This window comes from Pseudomonas sp. P4_C8, assembly GCF_056401975.1.
Genome location: NZ_JBFUIH010000043.1, coordinates 17,323 through 38,310 on the forward strand (window position 1 = coordinate 17,323; position 20,988 = coordinate 38,310).

Below are 20,988 nucleotides of genomic sequence, written 5' to 3' on the forward strand. Positions count from 1 at the left end.
TAACGCGGTTTTCCTGATAGACCGCGTCGTCTGAATCGCCAGCAAGCCGGCTCCTACAGAAGGTTGAGTGGCCTGTCACCCGCGACAAATTGACCCGATAGACAAAAGGCTTGGCTCTATCCGTGCCTTTTGCGTCGCGCTCTGAGAAAATACCCGCACTTTTTTTCCGGATGCCGACATGACTGCCCTGAAGAACGACCGTTTCCTTCGCGCCCTGCTCAAGCAACCCGTAGACGTCACCCCTGTGTGGATGATGCGTCAGGCCGGTCGCTACCTGCCTGAATACCGCGCCAGCCGTGCCAAGGCCGGCGATTTCATGAGCCTGTGCATGAACCCGGAGTTCGCTTGCGAAGTCACCATGCAACCGCTCGACCGCTATCCACAACTGGACGCGGCGATCCTCTTCTCCGACATCCTGACTATCCCGGACGCTATGGGCCAAGGCCTGTACTTCGAAACCGGTGAAGGTCCGCGCTTCAAGAAAGTCGTCAGCACCATGGCTGACATCGAGGCCCTGCCGATTCCTGATCCGCACAAAGACCTCGGCTACGTCATGGACGCGGTCAGCACCATCCGCCGCGAACTGAACGGTCGCGTGCCGCTGATCGGCTTTGCCGGTAGCCCATGGACCCTGGCCACCTACATGGTCGAAGGCGGCTCGTCGAAAGACTACCGCAAGACCAAAACCATGCTCTACGACAACCCGCAAGCCTTGCACCTGCTGCTGGACAAGCTCGCGCAAACGGTCACCAGCTACCTCAACGGCCAGATCATGGCCGGCGCGCAAGCGGTGCAGATCTTCGACAGCTGGGGCGGCAGCCTCTCGGCGGCGGCGTACCAGGAATTCTCCCTGGCTTACATGCGCAAAATCGTCAGCGGCCTGATTCGCGAACACGAAGGCCGCAAAGTGCCGGTCATCCTCTTCACCAAAAACGGCGGCCTGTGGCTGGAAAGCATCGCCGACGCTGGCGCTGATGCATTGGGCCTGGACTGGACCTGCGACATCGGCAGCGCCCGTGATCGCGTCGGTAGCAAAGTCGCCCTGCAAGGCAACATGGACCCGACCGTGCTGTACGCCAAGCCAGAAGCGATTCGCACCGAAGTCGGCCGCATCCTCGCCAGCTACGGCAAGGGCAGCGGCCACGTGTTCAACCTGGGTCATGGCATTACGCCGGATGTTGATCCGGAACATGCGGGTGCGTTCCTGAGCGCGGTGCATGAACTGTCGGCGCAGTATCACGAGTAATCGTCGCCCAGTAAAAAACGCCCGGCTTATGCCGGGCGTTTTTGTTTTTAATGTAGGAGTGAGCCTGCTCGCGATAGCGGTGAATCAGTCGCCGAATGTATTGGCTGATACTCCGTTATCGCGAGCAGGCTCAATCACCAGCAATCCGCCGACAAACAATCCGATCCCGTTCCATCCGCCCAGGTGCCAAAACACCCCACCCGCCGTCCCCGCAATACTCGACCCGGCGTAATAGCTGAACAGATACAACGATGACGCCTGCCCCTTGGCCTTGATCGCCCGACGCCCGATCCAGCTGCTCGCCACGGAGTGCGCGGCAAAGAAGCCAAAAGTAAAGATCAGCATGCCGATGATCACCACCGGCAGCGGCGTGAACATGGTCAGGGCAAGGCCGGCGAGCATCAGCACGATGGTCGACCAAAGCACCTTCCGGCGCCCTAGCTTGTCAGCCAGCGAACCGATTTTCGCCGAGCTGTAGATCCCCGACAGATACACCACCGACAGCAGTCCGACGAAGGCTTGCTCCATGTGATACGGCTCAGCCAGCAGTCGGTAGCCGATGTAGTTGAACAGCGTGACGAACGCGCCCATCAGCACAAAGGCTTCAAGGAACAGCAGCGGCAAACCGGCATCGCGAAAGTGCATGGTGAAGCCGTCAATCAAGCTGCGCGGGTGCAGCGAGCGGGCGCGGAAGTTGCGCGACTCGGGAAGGATTTTCCAGAACACCGCCGCCGCAATCAGCGCCAGACCACCAATCACCAGCATCGCCGTGTGCCAGCTGACGAAATCGATCAGCACCCCGGTGATCAAGCGTCCGCACATCCCGCCAATCGCATTGCCGCCGATGTATAAGCCCATGGCCAGGCCGATGTGCTGCGGGTGGATCTCTTCGCTCAGGTAAGTCATGGCTACCGCCGCCAGGCCGCTCAACGACAACCCTATCAGTGCGCGCATCACCAGCACGCCTTGCCAGCTCGGCATCATCGCGCTGGCCATGGTGCACAGCGCGGCGGCGAACAACGCGGCGACCATGACAGGTTTGCGTCCGACACGGTCGGAGATCGGTCCGGTGATCAACAGGCCAATGGCGAGCATGCCGGTCGCGACCGACAGGATCAGGCTGCTCTGCGCCGCGTTGATCGAGTACTCGTGAGACAGCAGCGGCATCATCGGTTGCACGCAGTAGAGCAACGCGAAGGTTGCGAAGCCGCCGGAGAACAGCGCCAGCACCGTGCGCATGAACATCGGGGTGCCTTTTTCGATGTAAATCTCTTTCAGTTCGGCGACGACTTCGTCTGCCGCAGCGGGCGGCACTTCGTGGGCAAGAGGGGCGACAGCAGTTTTCACGTTAGACCTCGGAGGGCGCAGCCGGTCAGGCAATGAAAAAAGCATATAGCTGCCTAATGATTCAATCCAATATATTGTTCGACCTGTTTGAGAGCTTTTACGACCTAATGGGGTTTTTATGGAATTGCGTCATCTGCGCTACTTCATCGCCGTCGCCGAAGAACTGCACTTCGGCCGCGCCGCTCAGGTGCTGGGCATCTCACAACCGCCGCTGAGTCAGCAGATTCAGGCACTGGAGGCCGAGGTTGGCGCACGCTTGTTCGAGCGAACCAATCGTCGGGTCGAACTCAGCGAAGCCGGCCGTTTGTTTCTTCAAGAGGCGCGATTGGCGCTGGCGCAAGTCGACAAAGCCGCGGATGTGGCTCGGCGCGCACAGCTTGGAGAGTTGGGCGAGTTGAAGATCGGCTTCACCTCGTCGGCACCGTTCAATTCGACCATTCCCCAGGCGATTTTCTCGTTCCGCCAGCGCTTCCCGGCCGTGCATCTGAACCTGCGAGAGATGAGCAGTACCCAGGTCGCCGATGCGTTGGTCGACGAGTCGATTGAGGTCGGCATCATGCGACCATTGGGATTGTCGGATTCCCTCAGTGTCGTGGAACTGATGCGCGAACCACTGGTGGCGGTGCTCAGCTCCAAGGACCCCTTGGTCAACTGCAGCGAAGAAGGATTGTTCCTGTCGGCACTGGCCCTTGAACCTTTCGTATTTTTCCCACGCAGCTACGGCAGTGGTCTCTACGCACAATTGCTCAGCCTGGCCCGCGATGCCGGCTTTAGCCCGCACTTTGCGCAAGAGGCTGGCGAGGCGATGACGATCATCGGCCTGGTAGCGGCAGGGTTGGGGGTGTCGGTGCTGCCGGCGTCGTATCAGCGGATGCGCATCGACGGCGTGGTGTATCGACCGTTGCTCGATCCAGCGGCGGTGTCGGCGGTGTGGCTGGTGCAGCGCAAGGATCAAAAGTCGCCGATGGCCAAGGCGTTTGTTGAGTTGTTGACGCGTAAGGTTGAGCCGTTGAAGGCGTGATTGAGTATCGACTGATTAGAATTTTGGGGTGATTAGGTGTAGCTCAAGAGCTACACTCGCCGCATGATTCGCAGGTGACAAAAGCAGCCAAACACGTGACATCAAACAGGCCAGGCTAATTGCAAGATCCTGGCAGGAGCAAAACCCATGACCGAACAATTCACTCGCTGGGACTCTGCCGAGTACCTCAAGACCGAAGAGGACATGGCCAATTATCTTGACGCTTGCATGGAAGAAGCGGGAGATGATCCAGCATTTATCGCTAAAGCACTTGGGACCATTGCGCGAGCTCGCGGCATGACCCAAGTTGCACGGGATGCAGGACTCTCCCGAGAAAGCCTTTACCGTGCGCTATCCGGTGAAGGGAACCCGGAATTCGGCACGATCCTTAAAGTCGTGAAAGCTTTGGGGTTGAAGTTACATGCCAGTACCTGAATTTAATGTTTTGAGCGATACTCCTCCCCGTTCCCGAAAAGGGGCTTGTGAGACTCTGAGGATCCTGGGTAACCAGCCATCGCAGAGCCAGGCAGGTACAGGGCGATGACAAGCCGACCTGTTTGTGAAGGGGCGCCGAAAGGCGCCCTTTGTCGTTCTGGCGTGAGCCGGCTCAGTCAACCCCCTGTCCCCTCATCAAGACGCGCAACAGCCTGCAAATCGTCGACGACCAGACCGGTCGCGCAGGCGTTGCTGAAAGCAAGTTGATTCAAGTTCAGTAAGCGTGTGAACGGCCTCTGCGCTAAGCGCGGGGGCCGTCTTCACACTTGTTGGAAGCGCTGGTGTCCACTCCACTGACGCCGTTACGACGAAGCAGGCGCTTGCCCTCATTTTCGTTGTTGCGCCGAAACCTGCCCCTGCAATCGTCGCCCGACGACATCCAGCAAATCACAACCATCGCGCAATGACGTCACCAACACCCGCGCCAGCTCACTGTGAACGCCCTCGCCAAACGCGAAACTTTCAAGCAGCTGGGTCGCAGTGCGGATGCGGTAGGCCGCCGTTTCGTGCAGCACGTCCAGCGGTGCTTCGGTGTCGATCAACAAAGATGCGATGGTGCAATCGATGCCGGTGATAGGCATGTATCTATCCATGACAAAAAACCTCCATTGCGTAAGAGAGCGCGATTACTTATTGGTGACTGTTGGACGGCGCCATAGACAACCCACTGGGAGGGTCAAGAATGTCCAGGGCCCGGTTGACCATCAACTCGGCCAGCACGATCAGTTGCTGAATGGCCAATGCCTCGTTGCGGCGCGAGCCTTCGAGCTCGCAGGCGAGGTCGGTGGTCATCACATTCAGCGAGGCGAGGGTTTCAGTGGCGTGACAGAGCAAGGACTCCGTATCGACGTTCGGGTTGATGCTGAACACATGGCTGACAGGGTCGGGGCGGTTTGGATTACGCAGGCGCGCGCTGACGGTACGCTCGGTGGTTTCGGAGAGTTTGGATAAGTCGGCGGATGAAAGGTCTGCTGATTCCGGGGAGGTAGGTTTGTTTTTTTTCATGATGATGCTCCCTGCAAAATTTAAGAAAGTGCCAATTCCATTGTTTGAAATGGAACTGGTTAGTCACTGTACTCAAGTTTTTTGGCTGGTAAAGCAGTTCGTTATAAATTTCAAGTGGTTAATCAAACTATTAAACATTTGCTTAATTAAATGATTCTTATCGGGCAGGCTCGTATTTTTTCGCAAAAGGCACTGCTGAAAGCTTGCGATTTTGGTCGGCTGGAATATGCCGATGCATACGCATTTGCGCTTCCTTATTTCCGTAAGAAATTTCTTTTAGCTCGTCGATAGTCCTACAGGGTTTGTAACTGTGAAACATTATCTAACGAATGTTTGTCTTGTTTGTGGTGTTGCCATTTGTACAGCGGCTAGGATGTAGAGAACTTATCTCGAGTAAAGCATGGCTGCGGGTATTCAGAGCTGATGTGGCTCTTTGTGATTGTAAACAAATGGTGGCTGTTAAATGTACAGGAAAGAAAAAACAGAAAATTTGAAAAATAATATTAAATACTTGATAAAAAGCCGAGGGGAGACGCAGCTTTCATTGTGTAATTCCAGTGGTTTGACCAGGACGACGATATATAACATCTTGGAAGGGAGAGTAGTGAATGTACAGCAGTCCACCATTCGCAAAATTTCTGATTTTTTTGGTGTATCTTATAAAGAAATAGAGAGTGTTGATTTCGAAGAAAGAGAAATGATAGAGAGCAGTATTTCTTTGCAAGGAAATATGAATCCCGCGGCAGTTCCTATAATTAAAGAAAGTTTATTGATTCGGAATCTTGATAAAAGAATTGGTGAGCTGGCCACTACTCATCCTCTAACGTATTATTTTGGGGAGGCCTGTAATTTAATAGGCGTGCTTTTGGATAGTGATATTAGTGGTGCCAACGAGGTGGGTGACTTGTTGATAGTTAAAAAAGGTCTGGCGAATAGAGGTGGGGAAATACTGGCGTACGATAAGGTCACAAAAAAATTATTTATAACTAATGAGTTGTCTTATGATTCTGAGGGTGTTTGCGTTGTCGGAGAAATAGTGGAGGAAAGATTTTGAAGTCCGACAATGGTGAGTCAGAAAACAGAAAATACAAACTACTAGGGTTTGAGAATAGCAAAGGTCTTGCTGTCATTATGGTCACGTCTACAGGGACAGGGAAGGTTATTAAAATTAAGATAGGCGAATTGTTGAGAAGTGAAATTATCGACGATTTAAGTATGGGTGAAATTAAAAACATATACAGAAAGTTTTATTCGCGGGGAGCCGTGTTGACTGCTTATGATATAACTGACAGGCATGAAAAATCATGGATGATTTATGTTGCTCTAAACTTGCTGCTTTTTGCGCTGTATATGTTCGCAAACATTGCTGCGACCAAGCTTGTATACATAGATTGGCTTGATATTGTTGTCACCCCAGGAGTTTTTCTGTATCCGCTGACATTTTTAATAGTTGATATGTTGAACGAGTTTTATGGGCTTGGACTTGCAAGGAAAGCTATATTGTTTACTTTCGCAGCTAATATTCTCGTTACTATTTTGCTTGGCGCTACAAGCAATCTTCCCGGTTTGTCTGGTTGGAATCTTGATGTGGCATATGGCGAGGTCATGAGTCATGTATTGTCCGTGCTGGTGGCGTCCTCGATATCTTTCGTTTTTTCAGAATACGTGAACTCTTATTTGTTGAGCGAAATAAAGCAGCTTACAAACTCTAGGTTTCTATTTTTGCGGGTATTTTTCAGTACATTTTTTGCAGTAATAATAGACAGTTTCATCTTTTGTTTTATTGCGTTTTACGGGTCGATGACTAATGTCGAGATACTTAATATCGTTTATGTCCAAATCGCCATAAAAATGTGTTTCGCTGTTTTTAATATTTTGCCCGCCTATGGAGCCAGGTCCCTATTTAAAAGGTATGTGGTTAGTGCCTAAGACAAACAAAAAAGGGGAAGTGGCTTGGCTTCCCCTGGATTTTTTACTGTTTCAGTTTTCCATTGTTTCCCAGGCTCTTCATAACCGCCGACTTGTTCTCCAAAAACTCATTCAGCCCTTTCGCTCGAAGATTGCACGCGTCGCAATTCGCGCATCCCGTCCCTACTATTCCGTTGTAGCAAGTCAGTGTCTGGTGCTGAATCAATTCAAGCTTTCCATGATGCTCAGCAAGGGCCCATGTTTCTGCCTTGTTCAACCACATGAGCGGCGTTTCAATCCGCAGCTGGTAGTCCATACCCAGCTCAATGGCTTTATGCAGAGCCCTGACAAATTGGTCACGGCAATCCGGGTAGCCAGAGAAATCCGTCTCGCAAACACCTGTGATGACAGCCTCGGCGCGAACTTGATAGGCATAAATAGAGGCCAAGGTTAAAAACAGAATATTTCTACCAGGCACAAAAGTACTTGGCAGGCTTTCCCCTGACCTATTCACACTGGGTACTGGAATGTTATCGCGCGTCAAACTACTGATTGCCAGTTCATTCAACAACGTAGTGTCCAGCACCTTGTGCACGGTCACGCCAAGCTCTTTCGAAAGCTGCTGCGCCACCTCGATTTCCGCGCGGTGGCGCTGGCCATAGTCGAACGTAATGCAGTGGATTTCATCGTAGAGCGGTAACGCATGGATCAAGCAAGTGGTGGAGTCCTGCCCACCGCTGAAAACGATAACAGCCTTTTTAGTCATGGTTCGTTCTTCCTTGGGATGCACCGATGTATCACGGGGCATTGAACCTAGCGCAAAGCCTCAATTCTGGTTGTGGGACGTTTCCGAAATGGAGTACTCCACCTTCCGTTTGTGTCTGTTCGGTCCTTATGACCAGCGCCGAAATATCAGCGAAGTATTCACACCAGGACTCCAGTGCACCGCAGGCGTGGAGGGGGGCACTCAGATGTTTCGCGAGGCCAGGAATCCTGCTGCATCGCATCCGTCGGGATATTTTGTCAGCGGCTCACGCGCGTGCCAGCCGGATCTTGTGCGGTTCTTGGCCTCCATAGTTGAAAGCTTCGGCTCCATACCACGTACTCAGCAGTCAGTGTTTTGAAGGCTTCGAGTATCGGCTTATTTACGGCCCAGTTTCCATGGCAGTTTTGGTATACATAAGCTTCGCCGAACATCAGACGGATCTCCCGCGCCGCGAGGGCTTGCGGTAGAAAGTTCTGTTTTCGGTATTCGGCCAGCATCCACTTTGCGATGCACATGTCTTCATTTGTCCAGGTCATGGCGTGGATTCCTGCTGAAAGCCCTTCGTTCACAATTGCTGATCGGGGCGCAAGAAGTGTTGATCGAGAATATGTTCAACCTGTTGCGGTGTCTTGCATGAGAACCACAAATTAGCGGGGTAAATCACCATGACCGGGCCGTGGTCGCAGCGGCCCAGGCAGCCCGATGCGTTGGCGCGCGATGTTCCCGGTTCCCCCATTTTGGCGAGCTTGCGTTTTGCTGCGCTGAGCAGTTCATGAGCACCTGAGCCCGAGCAACTACGGCGCCCATCGGGGCGCAGATTGGTGCAAATCAACACATGGTGTTCGTAGGCCAGGGTCGGATTTTCTGCGTCATTCATAGGTGGTCACGACCTCTATTCAAACTTTGTCGACAGGAACTGCGGCTTTAGAGGGTTCCAGATTGAGGGCGAGTACGCTCGTCAGCACAATGGCCGTTCCTGCGATGACCATGGCAGAAGGGCGTTCACTCAGAACCAACGAGGCCATCAACATCGCTGTGGGGGGGATCAGGTAAAGCGAAATGGACGCGCGGCTCACGTTGCTTTGCGTCAGTACGTATGCCCACGCGAGGTACGCGAGGGCGCTGGGGAAGATGCCCAGAATGAGCACCGCCAGGTTGACCGAAGTAGAGGCATTTTGTGCCTCGTTCCACAGCCCCGGGACATAAACAAGCAGCAGTACCGTGCCTGACCAAATGGTGTAACACACCATCGTCAACCCGTCATAACGATGGGAATGGCGTTTTTGCAAGGCGAAATACAGACTCCAGGACAACGCCGCTAAGAGAATCAACAGCCCATGCGCGTCCAACTCACCAAAACCATGGTCTCCGGTGACTACCACCGCTGCGCCGAGTAAGCCGCATAGCACACAGATCCATTGCCAGCCGTTGACCCGATCTTTGAACGCGAAATGCGCTAATAACGTGCTGAACAGCGGCGTGGATTGTGCCAGTACGCTGGCGGCCCCGGCGCTAACACCTTGTTGGCCGTTGTTCAGGGCTATGTGGTGCAGGCTGACGGCAAAGAACCCCAACACCGCCAGCAGTGGCAAGTCTTTCAGGCGAGGCAGGGAAATACGCATCACCAATGCAACGCCAGCCATGAACGTTGATGCGATGAGAAATCGCAGCAGCGCGAGATGACCGGGCTCATAGGCCTTTAGCCCAATGTGGATTCCAATGGGGGAATAGGCCCAGCAAAGGATTACAAAAATCACCGCCAAAGCGATTTTTATGCCGGGCCTTTTATTCATTAAGCCGTAACCTTGGACGCGGCCCGATTTTGCATGGTGGGCATGGCACGGGCTATACCGTCCCAGTACTGCTCGGTGATGTTCAGGAAGCGGTTGAACGAAGCGCTGACGTCTTCTATGTGCCGGTCGGTGGTGCATTCTTGAGTGGCCGCTTTCACCGCCTGAATCTTGTGTTCTTTCTCTGCATCCCCGATGTGGATGTAGAAGTACTCGCAGTGCTCATGAAAGTCGTCGTTATTGGCGTACAGGTGCTTATAGTTGCGTGCCCCTTCGTACAAACGGGTGAGCATCGAATAGGCCAGCCACTCTTGAGCCAACAACGTGCCGAGCACATGGCGTGGATTGTTGTAGCGGCCACCGTCGGTATACAAGCTCAACTGTTCGTGGATTAACGTGCGGGTGCTTTTCAGCACAGGCAACGCCATGAGTTCGTCCATGCTGTATGGCCGATCAGCGAGTCGGCTGAGAAGGTCGATCAGATAACTTTCCAGTAGGGCGAGGTGAGCCTTTTCCGGGTTGCCGTAGCCCATCTTGAAGTACAGGTTTTTGACGATTTCGACCTGAGCATGCAGGCCGTCAGCGCCCAGAAATGACAGGGCGACCATACGAGAGGTCAGCGTGGTGCGGGCCAGGTAGTTTCGAGCAAACACCTCAACGTCGGCGAGGGGCAGTGAGCCGCCCATCCACCGTCGATAGAACGCATTATCCAAGGCTTTATGGGTAAAAACACTTTCGGCTAGGGACTGGATTCTCCGCTCAACTAACTCCATGAAAACTCCTGTTTATCGAGGGGTAGGAAAGGGCAACGACGTCACTGCAACGTGCGCCGGTTGAAGTATCAAAAACACCAGTGTTTACTACAAGTGACTTAAACTGAGCTGTGCATTCACTCTGGGTGAACGATGGAATTATCCCAACTACGTATGTTCAAGACGGTTTATGACGTCGGCAGCATCGCGCGCGCCGCCGAGTTGTTGCACTGCGTGCCGTCCAATATCACCGCACGACTCAAGTCCTTGGAGCGAGAGCTGGGTACACCGCTGTTTTTCCGCGAGGGTCGAGGGTTGCAAATCACTCCTGCCGGGGTGGTTTTTCTCGATTACGTGACGAAAATCCTGGGGTTGGCTGAAGAAGCTAAACGCGCGGTAGCGCCCACCAATACGCCTGGCGGTCCTCTGCGCATTGGCGCCATTGAATCCAGTGCTACGGGGCGGTTGCCACGGTTATTGGCCAAGTACCATGCGCTGTACCCGCAGGTATCGCTGGAGTTGAGCACTGGCACTTGGGCTCAACTGCTGGACGACGTTCAGCATCACCGACTTGATGGGGTGATCGTGGCGGTGAACATTGAACGCCCCGGTCTCGAGCGGGCAGTGGTGTACCGTGAAGATTTAATTCTCATCGCGTCCGAGTCGCATGGGCCATTACGCAAAGCAGAGGATCTGCAAGGTAAGGAAATTTTCATGTGGCCCCCGGGCTGTCCGTACCGGTTGGCGCTGGAGCAGTGGCTGTTACGCCATGATCAGGTGTTGCCGATCGTCAGCATCGCAAGCTACGGCACCATAGTGGGTTGCGTCAGTGCCGGTGCCGGCGTTGCGCTGGTACCTCGCGGTATCTATGAGCAATATCGCCAAAGTGCGGGTTGGCAAGGATATGAGTTCCCGGAACTGACGAGTATCGACAACCTTTTTTATTGGCATGAAAACGCAGGTCGACACCCCGCCAGGGAGGCGTTTTTGACGCTACTGCAGGCTGAGTTCGAGGGCCCGGCGGCGTTGGAAGAAGGCGCTTGCGCGCCTCAGGTAGAACCAGACTGATGACTGCACCTTCACCAGACCCCCTTCAACGCAACCCGATGTGGCATTCATCGGTCTTGGGGGCTGCGCGTGTAGACGCTGACGATATCCTTGACCTTGAAGTTCTAAGTCACGACCAGCGCCGAAAAATCAGCGAAGTATTCACACCGCCAAACGCAAAGTTGTTGTTCATCACATACTGGTTACTCATCTGCCGAAACTCGCCGCGCAAGTAATCCAGCTTGCCGCAATGCGGATCGACTTCGTCGAGGTTCAAGGTATGTGCATACAGGTCACGGTTCATCATTTCAATGCTGAACCAGGACTCCAGTGCACCGCAGGCGCCCAGCGTGTGGCCGAGGAAGCTTTTCTGCGAGCTGATTGGCATGTGTTCGCCGAACAGCGCGCTGGTCGCCAGGGTTTCGGCAATGTCGCCCTGTTCTGTCGCGGTGCCGTGGCCGTTCACGTAGCCGATGTCTGAAGGCTGAAGGCCGGCGTCTTCCAGGGCCAGTTCCATGGCTCGGCGCATGGTGAGTTGCTCTGGACGCGTGGTGTGCTGGCCGTCGGCGTTGCTGCCGAAGCCGACGAGTTCGGCGTGGATGCGCGCACCGCGAGCGAGGGCGTGTTCCAGCTCTTCAAGTACCAGCATGCCGCCGCCTTCACCGATCACCAGGCCGTCGCGACCCTTGTCATAAGGGCGAGGACTGGTGTGCGGGGCGTCGTTTTTCAGGCTGGTGGCGTAGAGCGCGTCGAAGACCATGGCTTCGGTCGGGCACAACTCCTCGGCACCGCCCGCCAGCATCAGCGGCAGGCGGCCGAACTTGATCGATTCGTAGGCGTAACCGATGCCCTGGCTGCCGCTGGTGCAGGCGCTGGACGTCGGGATCAACCGACCGGTGAGGCCGAAGAAGATGCTGATGTTCGCGGCCGTGGTGTGCGGCATCATCCGCACGTAGGAGTTGGCGTTCAGGCCTTCGGCCACCGAGTTGAGCAGCATGTTGCCGAACGCCTTGATCTCGTCGGTGCTGCCGGTGGATGAGCCGCAAGCGACGCCCATGCGCCCGTCCTTGATCGACTCGTCGCCAAGCAGTCCGGCATCGGCCAGCGCTTGCTCGGCAGCGCCTACAGCAAGCCGCGACACGCGGCCCATGCTGCGCAGTTGCTTGCGGGTCCAGTGGCTCGGGACCTTGAAATCATCGATGGGGGCGGCCAGGCGCGTGTTGAGTTCGGTGAAACGATCCCACTCGTCCATCCGGCGAATGCCGCTGCGATTGGCGGCGAAGTTGCCAGCGATGGTTTCCCAGTCGTTGCCCAACGAGGTAATGCCGGCCATGCCGGTGACGACAACGCGCTTCATCAGCACAGGCCTCCATTGACGGCCAGAACCTGCCGGGTGATGTACGACGCTTCCGCCGACATCAGGAAATTCACCGCGCCGGCCACCTCTTCAGGGGTGCCCATGCGTTGTGCGGGGATCATTCTCATCAGTTCTTCCACGGGAACGTTTTCATCGAGCATGGCGGTGTCGATCAGGCCGGGCGCGACACAGTTGACGGTGATTTTGCGCTTGCCCAATTCGATCGCCAGCGCCTTGGCTGCGCCGATCAGACCGGCCTTGGAGGCGCTGTAGTTGACCTGGCCGCGGTTGCCGATCAAGCCGGAAACCGAGGTGATGCAGACTATTCGCCCGGCAGCGCGACGACGGATCATCGGCATCATCACCGGGTGCAGCACGTTGTAGAAACCGTCGAGGTTGGTGCGCATCACCACATCCCAATCATCCTCGCTCAGCGCCGGAAAAGCACCGTCACGCGTCAGGCCTGCGTTGAGCACCACACCGTAATAGGCGCCGTGGGCTTCTACGTCGGCTTCGAGAATGGCTTTGCAGCTGGCGCGGTCGGATACATCGAATTGCAGGACGCGCGCGTTGCGGCCCAAGGCTTCGATTTCGCCTTTCACGGCGATGGCGTCCGCCAGACCGCTGCGGCAATGCAGCACGATGTCATGCCCGGCCTGGGCCAGACGCAAGGCAATGGCGCGGCCGATGCCACGGCTGGAACCGGTGACCAGTACGGATTCAGTCATGACTGGACTCCTTCGGGTTCATGAAGATATTGAGCGGCCTGAGGCGGACGATATACGTTCAGGCGGGCGCTGGCGTGGATGCCGGGGGCGTTGATATGGCATTCGAACACGCCCATGCCATTGTCGTCTTCCAGCGAGCGAACACCGTGGATGGTCAGTTCGGTGCCGGCCGGGAACTGCTCGACGTTGCATTCGAATTTACGGCTGCCGAGCAGAAAGCCCAACTCCACCGCATCACCGCGCTGGCGCGCACGGCAACCGGCAAAGGCGGCGACGCTCTGGGCCATTATTTCAATGCCGACCCAGGCTGGCAGGCTGCCATCGCAATTGTTGAACAGGCCGCCGGGTCTGACGGTCAGGCGGGTGTGAATCTGCTCTTCATCGAATGCCAGGATCTGCTCGATAAGGATCATGTCGCCAGCGTGCGGCAGCAACTCGGCGAGCGGCCAGTCAATCATGGTGCGTCTCCGATAATCAGGCTGACGTTGTTGCCACCGAAGGCAAAGGAATTGCTCATCAAATAGCGAGGTGCAATGGACGTCAGGCGATCGGCCGGGGTCACCCAATGCAAGGCGGGCAGCAGCGGGTCGGGCTGGGCGTCCCAGATGTGGGGTGGCAGCGCGTGGTCGCGGTTGTCCGGGCTCAGGCTCAGCCAGCAGAACGCGGCTTCCAGGGCGCCGGCAGCGCCGAGGGTGTGACCGGTCATCGGCTTGGTCGACGAGCAGGGCACGCCTTGCGGGAACAGTGCCGTCACGGCGAGGCTTTCCATCGCGTCGTTATGTTGGGTCGCGGTGCCGTGCAGGTTCAGGTAATGGATCTGTTGCGGTTGCAGGTTGGCCCGGTTCAGGGCTTTGTTCATGGCTTGCAGGGCACCCCGGCCGGTCGGTTCCGGCGCAGAGATATGGTGCGCATCGGAACTGGCGCCGCTGCCGAGCAGGGCGATGGCCCGGCCATTTCCGGCGGTTTTGCTCATTAGAAACAACACGGCCGCCTCGCCGATGTTGATGCCGTTGCGGTTCACCGAAAACGGATTGCAGCGCTGCCCGGACACTGCTTCCAGGGCCGAGAAACCGTTAAGGGTCAGTTTGCACAAACTGTCGACGCCGCCGCACAACACCGCGTCGCACAGGCCCAGATCCAGCAGCCGTTGGGCACTCATCAGCGCCCGTGCGCTGGAGGTGCAGGCGGTGGAAATCACATAGGCCGGGCCACTCAATTGCAGCCAGTCAGCCAGGAAGTTTGCCGGCGCGCCGAGCTCTTGTTGCTGATAGTCGTACTCGGCAGGGAATTCATGCTCGCGGATGTAATGGGCCAACCCACGGCTGGCCTCATCGATGCCCGAGGTGCTGGTGCCCAGAATCACGCCGATACGATCGCGGCCATAAGTCTTGATCGCCTGGTCAATCTCTTCGCGAATTTGCAGCGCGGCTTCCAGCAACAACTGGTTGTTGCGGGTGTTTTGCTTTTTCAGCTCAACCGGGATCGCTGGCAGTTCGCCGCTCACCGCCGCGACCGGCAAGGCGCGCTCCGGCACCCAGCCGGTCTCGGTGCGCAGGCCTGAGCAATCGCCAGCAAACAGATTGGCGGCGACTTCGCGTTTGCCACGCCCCAACGCGCAGATCACACCGAGGGCGCTCAGATAAGCCGTCATGGCGTTTCCCCACTCAACGGCGTGACTTGATACCGGGGCCCCTTGGGCAGGTTCAATTCAAAGCTCATGGGTTGTGAATAACTGACATCCCAGCGCTTGGGCAGGGAACGTTGCCGGCCATGCTGCCAAGCAGTGGGATAGTTGCCCGCCAGTTGATCTTTGGGGGTCAGCGCAAACAGCAATGCAGCGAACAGCTCCCGGGCTTCCGGGTTGGGCGGCAACAGACCGTCGGCTTGCCACTTGCCATCGATCAGTACCTGACGCGCCTGTGGAATGCCCAGCAAGTCCATCATCGACCAGCGAAGGCCCGTGTCTTCATGCTGGATCACCAATACCCAGTCCTGACGTTGGTCAGCCACCAGGCGCTGGATGTGCATTTGCAGTGGCAACGTCAGGTTTGGCAGGTGCTCGGGCAGCGGTGCCCGGCTGGCGCAAGCGCTCAGCAACAGCAGGCACCCAAGGAGCAGAAAACGGGTCATCAGGCATTACCTTCAAGGGTGTTGCGCCGCAAACAGGCGGTTCTGTCATTCATGTGACATCTTTTGCGCAGAGTTCTGACAGCACCCGCAGCCGACGTTTGGGTTCACTGACGAACGGATTGCGCTCGTCCCAGGCATAACCGGCGAGAATCGCGCTGATCATACGGCGGATGTCCGGTGAGCTGCCCGGATGATAGATCACATCCTGGAAGGTCCCGGCGTACCAGCCTTCGACATAACAACGGAAGGTGTCGACGCCACGCTTGAGCGGTTCGGCGAACTCGGTCTGCCAGTCGACGCTTTCCCCTTGCAGTTGGCGATGCAACACGCCAGCGGCCATGCTCGCCGAACGCATGGCGATGGTCACGCCGGAAGAGAACACCGGGTCGAGGAATTCCGCAGCGTTGCCGAGCAACGCAAAGCCGGGGCCGTGGAGCGTTTTCACGTTGGCCGAGTAGCCGCCGATGGTCCGTGCGGGTGTGTCCCACACAGCGTTTTTCAGTACGCCAGCCAGGCTTGGGGTTTCAGCGATGAACCCGCGCAGGCATTCGTCCAGATTATCCATGCGGCCTTCGAAATGTTCAGCGGCCGCGACCACCCCCACCGAGCAACGGCCGTTGCTGAACGGGATGGTCCAGAACCAGATGTCGCGATGGATGGGATGGGTGGTGATGAGGATTTTTTCCCGCTCGAAGGCCGGGCTGTCGATGTGGTCTTCGATGTGGGTAAACACGGCTTGGCGCACCGGAAAGTTCGACGGTGCTTCAAGGTCCAGCAGGCGCGGCAGCACACGACCATAGCCGCTGGCATCCAACACGAAATCGGCTTCGATACGGTATTGGCTGCCGTCTTCGCGCAGCACGTCGAGTTGCGGTTTCGGCAAGTCGAAATCAACGCTGACGATGGCTTCGCCGTAACGAACTTCCACGCCTTGTCGCGCGGCCTGATCGGCCAGCAGCTTGTCGAAATCGGCCCGCTGCACCTGAAACGTGGTCGGCTTGCCATGGCTGAACGTGTCGCCGAAATCAAAGGCGCTGTACTGATCGCCCCAGGCGAATGCGGCGCCGTTTTTTAACTGGAATCCGGCAGCATTCACAGCATCGAGCATGCCGGCTTCTTCAACGAAATCCAGGCAATGTGACAACAGGCTTTCGCCGATGGAAAACCGTGGGAAGTGCTGGCGTTCGATCAGCAGCACATCGTGACCGTTGCGTTTGAGCAGCGCGGCAGCGATGGCACCCGAAGGCCCCGCGCCGATGACGACGACTTGTCGACGTTGCATTTCAACTGTTGGCACGAGGGCTCCTTGCCGGGGCGGCGATGTTCAAAGGGGGAGTGTGCATGCCGGCCAGTGCCGGCAGTAATGTCGCGATCAGGCCCATCACCATCAGCGCAAAGTACAGCGCGGGGCTGATGAGCTGTAGTTGCAGCAACAGATTCAAAAAAACGATCTCACTCAAACCACGAATATTCAGCAGCAGGCTTTCCCGCCAACGGCTGGCGCCTTCAAAGGAGGCACCGGCCCAACCGAGACCCAGCCAGTTGCCCAGCAGTTTGCTGGCAATCGGAAACAGCAGCAGGGCAGCCAGTTGTAGCCAGCTCAGGCTGGTGATGGCGGCGTGTACGTTGATCTGCACGATGCCGAACGTGAGGATCAGCGGAATGGCGATCCAGGTTTGTAAACGGCTCATCCAGAGCGCAGGTATTGGCCACACCAGCGGCACTTTCAACGCGGCCATGCACAGCAGATAACCGATGCCGAAAATCAGTGCATTGAGCTTGAAGTGCTCGGCGACCACCAGCAGAGCGAAGAAGCAGCCGCTGTGCAGCAACGCCTGACGCAAACCGAGCAAACGCAGCAGCACCGGCAGACAAGCACCGGCCAATGGCAGCAGCAGGCTGCTCACGTGCAGGCTGCCCTGAGCGAGTCCGAACAGCGTCCAGCACGCCAGGTCGATGAGGATCGCGGTCTGCACCAGACGCCGGGTGGCGTCTGGTGGGTAGTTGATGTGCCGCAGGTACAAATACAACACCGGGATTGCGGTGATGGCGAATACCAGACCCACTGCCAATGAACTGATCCACGGCTGTGCTGGCAGCAACCAGACCGCCGTCGCCAGCCCGCCCGCGAACGGAATGCAAAAACTCGGCAGGGCGATTTTCAGGCTCTGGCGATCCAGCCGCAGGTCGATCACGTCACTGAGAATGTGCCCCAGCAGCAAGGCAAAGCTCAGGCTGTAGAGATTTTTCAGCCATGTCGGCGAGATCAGTTCAGCGCCGCTGAGCTGCCAACCGGGTTCGATCCAGAAGTACATCAGCAGCGGCAGGCCGAAAGTTGCCAGCAGCAACTGGCTGACGATGGGGATCAGACCGAAATGACGACCGACACGGGTGGCCACGGCGAACAACGCGAGGGCCATCAGCCAAAACAGGACGGTCATCATGCTGCCGGCTCCGCGACCGGAACGTTGTGGACATGTCGTCCCGCCCACGGCGCCAGGATGAAACTGAAGGCCAGGCCCAGACTCACCGACAGACCAAAATTGCTCACGGCCGGCGTGCTTGATACGGCGAGCAAACCGAACGACAGCCAGGTGGTCAGCGCCGCCAGCAAGGTGCCCAGCAGGCTCACTGCCGCGCCGCCGACCTGTTCGCGCATGAGGATCGCGTAATCGACGCTGATCGCCGTCACCAGCAGCAAGCCAAACAGGCTGAACAGTGTCAACGGTTGCCCCAGCCAGCCGAGACTGGCCAGGCTGCACAGGGCGGCGAGCAATGGCAGGGCGACGATGCGCAGGGCGCCACCGAGACCGAATGGCAGCATCAACACCAGTACGATTAACGCGCAGGAGGCGAGTTTGAGCTCTGCTGCGCTGATCTGTGTCGCGGCGAAAACGCTGTTCAATTCACCGAGACGGTCGACCAGTTCGACGCCTGGCAAGTCCAACGCTTGAACGCGTAACAGGCTTGGGTCGTTCAGGCCTTGCAGGCTGACCATCGCCGCCACGCCACCGTCATCGGTCGGCCCCAGCCACAGTGGGCGATAGGGCTCAGCCAGCGGACCGAGCAGTGCTGCGTCGATGTCTTCGGCGGGCAAGGCCTGCAATTTCGTCAACTCTGCGTGCAGCGCTTCTGCCGGTACGCCGACGTCGAGCAGCGGCTGCCAGAACTGCGGCAGTTTGCTCAACGCGTCACGCACTTGCTGCTGATCGCTTGGCTGGCTGACCAGCTGATTCAGCGACAGGTAACCCTGGAGTTTTTCCAGGCCGACCAACTGATCCAGGCGCTCGCTCAACGCGGTCTGACGCTCCAGCAACTCCTGCTGATTCGCACCACGCACCAGGAAAAACTGGCTGGTCGGTTGAAAACCGGTGATGCGCGCAATGGTCCGGGCTTCGTCCGTCAATTGCTGTGGTGCGCCGATCCACTGGCGAATATCGTTTTTGCTTTCGAGTTGCAGCAGGCCTCCCACGCAGAAGGCAATCAGCAGTGCCAGCAGTACCGGCGTGTTGAAATGACTGAGCAGTGCCTCACGCAGACTCAGCAACGATTCACAGACGCGCAGTGGCCATTGCGCCGGACGTATATCCACGCCTTTGAGCAGTGCCGGCAGCAGGCAGACAGCGGACAGATAGGCGCCGAGCAAACCGGCGGCGGAGAACGCGGCGATTTGGGTCAGGGCCGGGAACGGTGTCCACGCCAGCGCGAGGTAGCCGATGCAACTGGTGATCAGGCTCAACGTCAGGCCCGGCAGCGTCAGCCGCAATGCTGGCCAGCTGTGCCAGGGTTTCAGGCTCCAGCTTTTCGACAAGTAATGCAGCGGATAGTCGACGGCCACGCCGATCAGGCTGGAACCGAGCACGAGCGTCATCACATGCATATGGCCAAACAGCGCCACGCAGGCCACGGCGCCAAACAGCATGCCCACCAATACCGGAACAAACGCGAGCAATACCCGCCAGCGCCGGAAGGCCAGCAATAGCAGAGCCAGAATGCCCAGCGTGGCGCCGCCACCGACCCATGTCATCTCGCGGCTGGCTTGTTGCTGACCACTGGCGGCGTAGAGCAAGCCGCTGGCAGCCAGCAGTTGCACGTCGAACGGAGCCGCTTGTTCTCGGCTGCGTTCAAGCAGGTCGGCCACTTGCAACGGCAGGCTCATGTCAAAGGCATTGCCGGTGGTTTTTGCCCGCAGCAACACCCAGTTCTTGCCGTCGGCATCGGCGATCAAGGCGCCGCTGCCGATGTCCAGTTGTACGGTGCCGCGTTGTGGCTGGCTGTTCTGGATGCGCCCGGTCAGGCCCAGCCAGTCATCCTGGCTCGGCACCAGGCTGAACCCGGTGAACGGGTCGAACAGTGCCTGTACCCGCTGCTGGATGAAGGCGTCGGGATGTTCAATCAGTTGCTGGCGATCCGCCTTGGACAGCATGGCCAGTCGGCCTTGCAGCAGTTGCGTGCGCAGCGCGGGCAAGTCGGCTTGCAGAGTCCACTGGACCTTTTCGAACAAACCGCTGGCCTGCCATTGTTCGCCGAGTTTCTGCGCCATGGCGATGGCTTGCTCACGATCTTTATGGCCGACCAGCATCAGCAATTCGCGGTTCAGCGGTTCTTGCATGCGTTGTTCTGCACGCAGTTCCAGCGCGTCCGGCGCCGTGCCCGGCACCAGTTCCATCAGGTTGGCCGACAGCGGTGCGCCGTCACGCCATTGCCAACCGGCGAGCGCAAGCACCGCCAGCAGCAGGATCAGGAACAGCCATGGCAGCCTGCGTTCACTCGGCAAAGTCATGTTGCTCCGCAGTGCTCAACGGTTGGGCGCTGGTGCTGTCCTGCATACGCAAAAGCGTGCTGTCGCCTTGGGTTTCCAGCAGCTCGATGGTGCTCACCAATTCGCCACCAGTAATGTTGATCTGATTGAACACCTGCTTGAGCAACAGCGAACGCGGAAGCAACGTCAACTTCCAGTTCTGCGCATCGCCGCTCATTGAAAGCTCGAAGTCACGCTGCAAGCCGCTGCTGTCGCCTTGCAGTACCGCTAGGAACAAACGGTTCTGCTCGGCGCCTGCACTCTTGCCCGGCAGCATCTGCCAGCCACTGACGTCACGTCGGGCGATGCCTTTGGCGGTGATTCGGTAATCCTGTTGCAACGGAGTTCTCAGCAACCACAGCAGGCCATTATTTTTCGCGAGGACGAACGTGCCCTTGCTGGTCAGCGGCTGGGGCAGGGCGCGCAGGTGTTTTTCCTGGATGAAGTTGCCGTGGATCACATCGGGTTTGGCCAGCTGATCACTCAACTGCTGCAAATCAAACGCCTGCGCCAACGAAGAAAAACCCAACGCCACCACCAACATGTAGCAGCTGCCGAGCCCGCGAGGCTGCGTCCGGCGGCGGAGCCGTCGTAA

Annotated in this window: 23 protein-coding genes; 6 read left to right on the top strand and 17 right to left on the bottom strand. The window is 57.3% G+C overall.

The window, feature by feature from the left end:
- Positions 1-178 precede the first annotated feature (178 nt).
- Positions 179-1,246 carry a uroporphyrinogen decarboxylase gene (gene hemE / locus AC1DWM_RS23565; RefSeq protein ID WP_477796258.1) on the top strand — a complete coding sequence of 356 codons (1,068 nt, stop codon included), beginning with the start codon at positions 179-181 and terminating at the stop codon, positions 1,244-1,246.
- A gap of 84 nt (positions 1,247-1,330) precedes the next feature.
- On the opposite strand, the gene AC1DWM_RS23570 is transcribed toward hemE, so the two are convergent.
- Complete coding sequence (locus AC1DWM_RS23570) at positions 1,331-2,560, bottom strand: MFS transporter (RefSeq protein WP_477796277.1); 1,230 nt, start codon at positions 2,558-2,560, stop codon at positions 1,331-1,333.
- Positions 2,561-2,711: 151 nt separating this feature from the next.
- Here AC1DWM_RS23570 and AC1DWM_RS23575 point away from each other — a divergent pair, with 151 nt between their 5' ends.
- Positions 2,712-3,614, top strand: coding sequence for a LysR family transcriptional regulator (locus AC1DWM_RS23575; RefSeq protein ID WP_477796259.1), 903 nt, complete (start codon positions 2,712-2,714; stop codon positions 3,612-3,614).
- Between the two features lie 147 nt (positions 3,615-3,761).
- Positions 3,762-4,049: an addiction module antidote protein gene (locus AC1DWM_RS23580; RefSeq protein WP_007943750.1), complete on the top strand. Its 288-nt coding sequence runs from the start codon at positions 3,762-3,764 to the stop codon at positions 4,047-4,049.
- 386 nt (positions 4,050-4,435) lie between these two features.
- On the opposite strand, the gene AC1DWM_RS23585 is transcribed toward AC1DWM_RS23580, so the two are convergent.
- On the bottom strand, positions 4,436-4,702 hold the full coding sequence (locus AC1DWM_RS23585; protein ID WP_477796260.1) for a hypothetical protein: 267 nt from the start codon (positions 4,700-4,702) through the stop codon (positions 4,436-4,438).
- Between the two features lie 37 nt (positions 4,703-4,739).
- Positions 4,740-5,114 (bottom strand): DUF6124 family protein, encoded by a 375-nt coding sequence (locus tag AC1DWM_RS23590; protein WP_477796261.1) that lies wholly within the window; start codon positions 5,112-5,114, stop codon positions 4,740-4,742.
- A 463-nt stretch (positions 5,115-5,577) separates the two neighbouring features.
- Here AC1DWM_RS23590 and AC1DWM_RS23595 point away from each other — a divergent pair, with 463 nt between their 5' ends.
- Both AC1DWM_RS23595 and AC1DWM_RS23600 read left to right on the top strand, forming a co-directional pair.
- Positions 5,578-6,168 carry a helix-turn-helix transcriptional regulator gene (locus AC1DWM_RS23595; protein ID WP_477796262.1) on the top strand — a complete coding sequence of 197 codons (591 nt, stop codon included), beginning with the start codon at positions 5,578-5,580 and terminating at the stop codon, positions 6,166-6,168.
- Positions 6,165-7,043 carry a queuosine precursor transporter gene (locus AC1DWM_RS23600; RefSeq protein ID WP_477796263.1) on the top strand — a complete coding sequence of 293 codons (879 nt, stop codon included), beginning with the start codon at positions 6,165-6,167 and terminating at the stop codon, positions 7,041-7,043. The genes AC1DWM_RS23595 and AC1DWM_RS23600 overlap by 4 nt, the downstream gene beginning before the upstream one ends.
- Positions 7,044-7,086: 43 nt before the next feature.
- On the opposite strand, the gene queC is transcribed toward AC1DWM_RS23600, so the two are convergent.
- The 5 genes from queC to AC1DWM_RS23625 all read right to left on the bottom strand — a co-directional run bounded on the left by queC (position 7,087) and on the right by AC1DWM_RS23625 (position 10,351).
- A complete protein-coding gene (gene queC / locus AC1DWM_RS23605; protein WP_477796264.1) occupies positions 7,087-7,788 on the bottom strand; it encodes a 7-cyano-7-deazaguanine synthase QueC in 702 nt (233 codons plus the stop codon).
- A gap of 257 nt (positions 7,789-8,045) precedes the next feature.
- Positions 8,046-8,324 (bottom strand): DUF6953 family protein, encoded by a 279-nt coding sequence (locus AC1DWM_RS23610; RefSeq protein WP_477796265.1) that lies wholly within the window; start codon positions 8,322-8,324, stop codon positions 8,046-8,048.
- Between the two features lie 29 nt (positions 8,325-8,353).
- On the bottom strand, positions 8,354-8,665 hold the full coding sequence (locus tag AC1DWM_RS23615) for a (2Fe-2S) ferredoxin domain-containing protein (RefSeq protein WP_477796266.1): 312 nt from the start codon (positions 8,663-8,665) through the stop codon (positions 8,354-8,356).
- 19 nt (positions 8,666-8,684) lie between these two features.
- Positions 8,685-9,581, bottom strand: coding sequence for a DMT family transporter (locus AC1DWM_RS23620; protein WP_477796267.1), 897 nt, complete (start codon positions 9,579-9,581; stop codon positions 8,685-8,687).
- Positions 9,581-10,351 (bottom strand): iron-containing redox enzyme family protein, encoded by a 771-nt coding sequence (locus AC1DWM_RS23625; RefSeq protein WP_477796268.1) that lies wholly within the window; start codon positions 10,349-10,351, stop codon positions 9,581-9,583. The genes AC1DWM_RS23620 and AC1DWM_RS23625 overlap by 1 nt, the downstream gene beginning before the upstream one ends.
- A 132-nt stretch (positions 10,352-10,483) precedes the next feature.
- On the opposite strand from AC1DWM_RS23625, the gene AC1DWM_RS23630 reads away from it, so the two are divergent.
- On the top strand, positions 10,484-11,398 hold the full coding sequence (locus tag AC1DWM_RS23630) for a LysR family transcriptional regulator (RefSeq protein ID WP_477796269.1): 915 nt from the start codon (positions 10,484-10,486) through the stop codon (positions 11,396-11,398).
- A gap of 109 nt (positions 11,399-11,507) precedes the next feature.
- Here the strand turns inward: AC1DWM_RS23630 and AC1DWM_RS23635 are convergent, their stop codons facing one another.
- Genes AC1DWM_RS23635 through AC1DWM_RS23675 form a run of 9 tightly spaced genes read right to left on the bottom strand, consistent with a single transcriptional unit; the run spans position 11,508 to position 20,937 of the window.
- A complete protein-coding gene (locus tag AC1DWM_RS23635) occupies positions 11,508-12,734 on the bottom strand; it encodes a beta-ketoacyl-ACP synthase (protein WP_477796270.1) in 1,227 nt (408 codons plus the stop codon).
- The gene (fabG, locus tag AC1DWM_RS23640; RefSeq protein ID WP_223519985.1) at positions 12,734-13,462 is read right to left on the bottom strand and encodes a 3-oxoacyl-ACP reductase FabG; all 729 of its coding nucleotides are present in this window, start codon (positions 13,460-13,462) and stop codon (positions 12,734-12,736) included. Before fabG ends, AC1DWM_RS23635 begins: the two co-directional genes overlap by 1 nt.
- Positions 13,459-13,920 (bottom strand): hotdog family protein, encoded by a 462-nt coding sequence (locus AC1DWM_RS23645; protein ID WP_223519987.1) that lies wholly within the window; start codon positions 13,918-13,920, stop codon positions 13,459-13,461. The genes fabG and AC1DWM_RS23645 overlap by 4 nt, the downstream gene beginning before the upstream one ends.
- Entirely contained in the window at positions 13,917-15,113 is a 1,197-nt protein-coding gene (locus tag AC1DWM_RS23650) for a beta-ketoacyl-[acyl-carrier-protein] synthase family protein (RefSeq protein WP_223519989.1), read from the bottom strand. Before AC1DWM_RS23650 ends, AC1DWM_RS23645 begins: the two co-directional genes overlap by 4 nt.
- The gene (locus AC1DWM_RS23655) at positions 15,110-15,592 is read right to left on the bottom strand and encodes a hypothetical protein (protein ID WP_223519991.1); all 483 of its coding nucleotides are present in this window, start codon (positions 15,590-15,592) and stop codon (positions 15,110-15,112) included. Before AC1DWM_RS23655 ends, AC1DWM_RS23650 begins: the two co-directional genes overlap by 4 nt.
- Before the next feature lie 49 nt (positions 15,593-15,641).
- Positions 15,642-16,889, bottom strand: coding sequence for an NAD(P)/FAD-dependent oxidoreductase (locus AC1DWM_RS23660; RefSeq protein WP_477796271.1), 1,248 nt, complete (start codon positions 16,887-16,889; stop codon positions 15,642-15,644).
- The gene (locus AC1DWM_RS23665) at positions 16,876-18,033 is read right to left on the bottom strand and encodes a cation:proton antiporter (protein WP_477796278.1); all 1,158 of its coding nucleotides are present in this window, start codon (positions 18,031-18,033) and stop codon (positions 16,876-16,878) included. Before AC1DWM_RS23665 ends, AC1DWM_RS23660 begins: the two co-directional genes overlap by 14 nt.
- Positions 18,033-20,375: an MMPL family transporter gene (locus AC1DWM_RS23670; RefSeq protein ID WP_477796272.1), complete on the bottom strand. Its 2,343-nt coding sequence runs from the start codon at positions 20,373-20,375 to the stop codon at positions 18,033-18,035. The genes AC1DWM_RS23665 and AC1DWM_RS23670 overlap by 1 nt, the downstream gene beginning before the upstream one ends.
- Positions 20,359-20,937 carry an outer membrane lipoprotein carrier protein LolA gene (locus AC1DWM_RS23675; RefSeq protein WP_477796279.1) on the bottom strand — a complete coding sequence of 193 codons (579 nt, stop codon included), beginning with the start codon at positions 20,935-20,937 and terminating at the stop codon, positions 20,359-20,361. Before AC1DWM_RS23675 ends, AC1DWM_RS23670 begins: the two co-directional genes overlap by 17 nt.
- Positions 20,938-20,988: the final 51 nt, after the last annotated feature.

Coding starts and splice junctions, on each gene's coding strand:
- hemE (WP_477796258.1), top strand. CDS start 179: ATGACTGCCCTGAAGAACGACCGTTTCCTTCGCGCCCTGCTCAAGCAA.
- AC1DWM_RS23575 (WP_477796259.1), top strand. CDS start 2,712: ATGGAATTGCGTCATCTGCGCTACTTCATCGCCGTCGCCGAAGAACTG.
- AC1DWM_RS23580 (WP_007943750.1), top strand. CDS start 3,762: ATGACCGAACAATTCACTCGCTGGGACTCTGCCGAGTACCTCAAGACC.
- AC1DWM_RS23585 (WP_477796260.1), bottom strand. CDS start 4,702: ATGGATAGATACATGCCTATCACCGGCATCGATTGCACCATCGCATCT.
- AC1DWM_RS23590 (WP_477796261.1), bottom strand. CDS start 5,114: ATGAAAAAAAACAAACCTACCTCCCCGGAATCAGCAGACCTTTCATCC.
- AC1DWM_RS23595 (WP_477796262.1), top strand. CDS start 5,578: ATGTACAGGAAAGAAAAAACAGAAAATTTGAAAAATAATATTAAATAC.
- queC (WP_477796264.1), bottom strand. CDS start 7,788: ATGACTAAAAAGGCTGTTATCGTTTTCAGCGGTGGGCAGGACTCCACC.
- AC1DWM_RS23610 (WP_477796265.1), bottom strand. CDS start 8,324: ATGACCTGGACAAATGAAGACATGTGCATCGCAAAGTGGATGCTGGCC.
- AC1DWM_RS23615 (WP_477796266.1), bottom strand. CDS start 8,665: ATGAATGACGCAGAAAATCCGACCCTGGCCTACGAACACCATGTGTTG.
- AC1DWM_RS23620 (WP_477796267.1), bottom strand. CDS start 9,581: ATGAATAAAAGGCCCGGCATAAAAATCGCTTTGGCGGTGATTTTTGTA.
- AC1DWM_RS23625 (WP_477796268.1), bottom strand. CDS start 10,351: ATGGAGTTAGTTGAGCGGAGAATCCAGTCCCTAGCCGAAAGTGTTTTT.
- AC1DWM_RS23630 (WP_477796269.1), top strand. CDS start 10,484: ATGGAATTATCCCAACTACGTATGTTCAAGACGGTTTATGACGTCGGC.
- AC1DWM_RS23635 (WP_477796270.1), bottom strand. CDS start 12,734: ATGAAGCGCGTTGTCGTCACCGGCATGGCCGGCATTACCTCGTTGGGC.
- fabG (WP_223519985.1), bottom strand. CDS start 13,462: ATGACTGAATCCGTACTGGTCACCGGTTCCAGCCGTGGCATCGGCCGC.
- AC1DWM_RS23645 (WP_223519987.1), bottom strand. CDS start 13,920: ATGATTGACTGGCCGCTCGCCGAGTTGCTGCCGCACGCTGGCGACATG.
- AC1DWM_RS23650 (WP_223519989.1), bottom strand. CDS start 15,113: ATGACGGCTTATCTGAGCGCCCTCGGTGTGATCTGCGCGTTGGGGCGT.
- AC1DWM_RS23655 (WP_223519991.1), bottom strand. CDS start 15,592: ATGACCCGTTTTCTGCTCCTTGGGTGCCTGCTGTTGCTGAGCGCTTGC.
- AC1DWM_RS23665 (WP_477796278.1), bottom strand. CDS start 18,033: ATGACCGTCCTGTTTTGGCTGATGGCCCTCGCGTTGTTCGCCGTGGCC.
- AC1DWM_RS23670 (WP_477796272.1), bottom strand. CDS start 20,375: ATGACTTTGCCGAGTGAACGCAGGCTGCCATGGCTGTTCCTGATCCTG.
- AC1DWM_RS23675 (WP_477796279.1), bottom strand. CDS start 20,937: ATGTTGGTGGTGGCGTTGGGTTTTTCTTCGTTGGCGCAGGCGTTTGAT.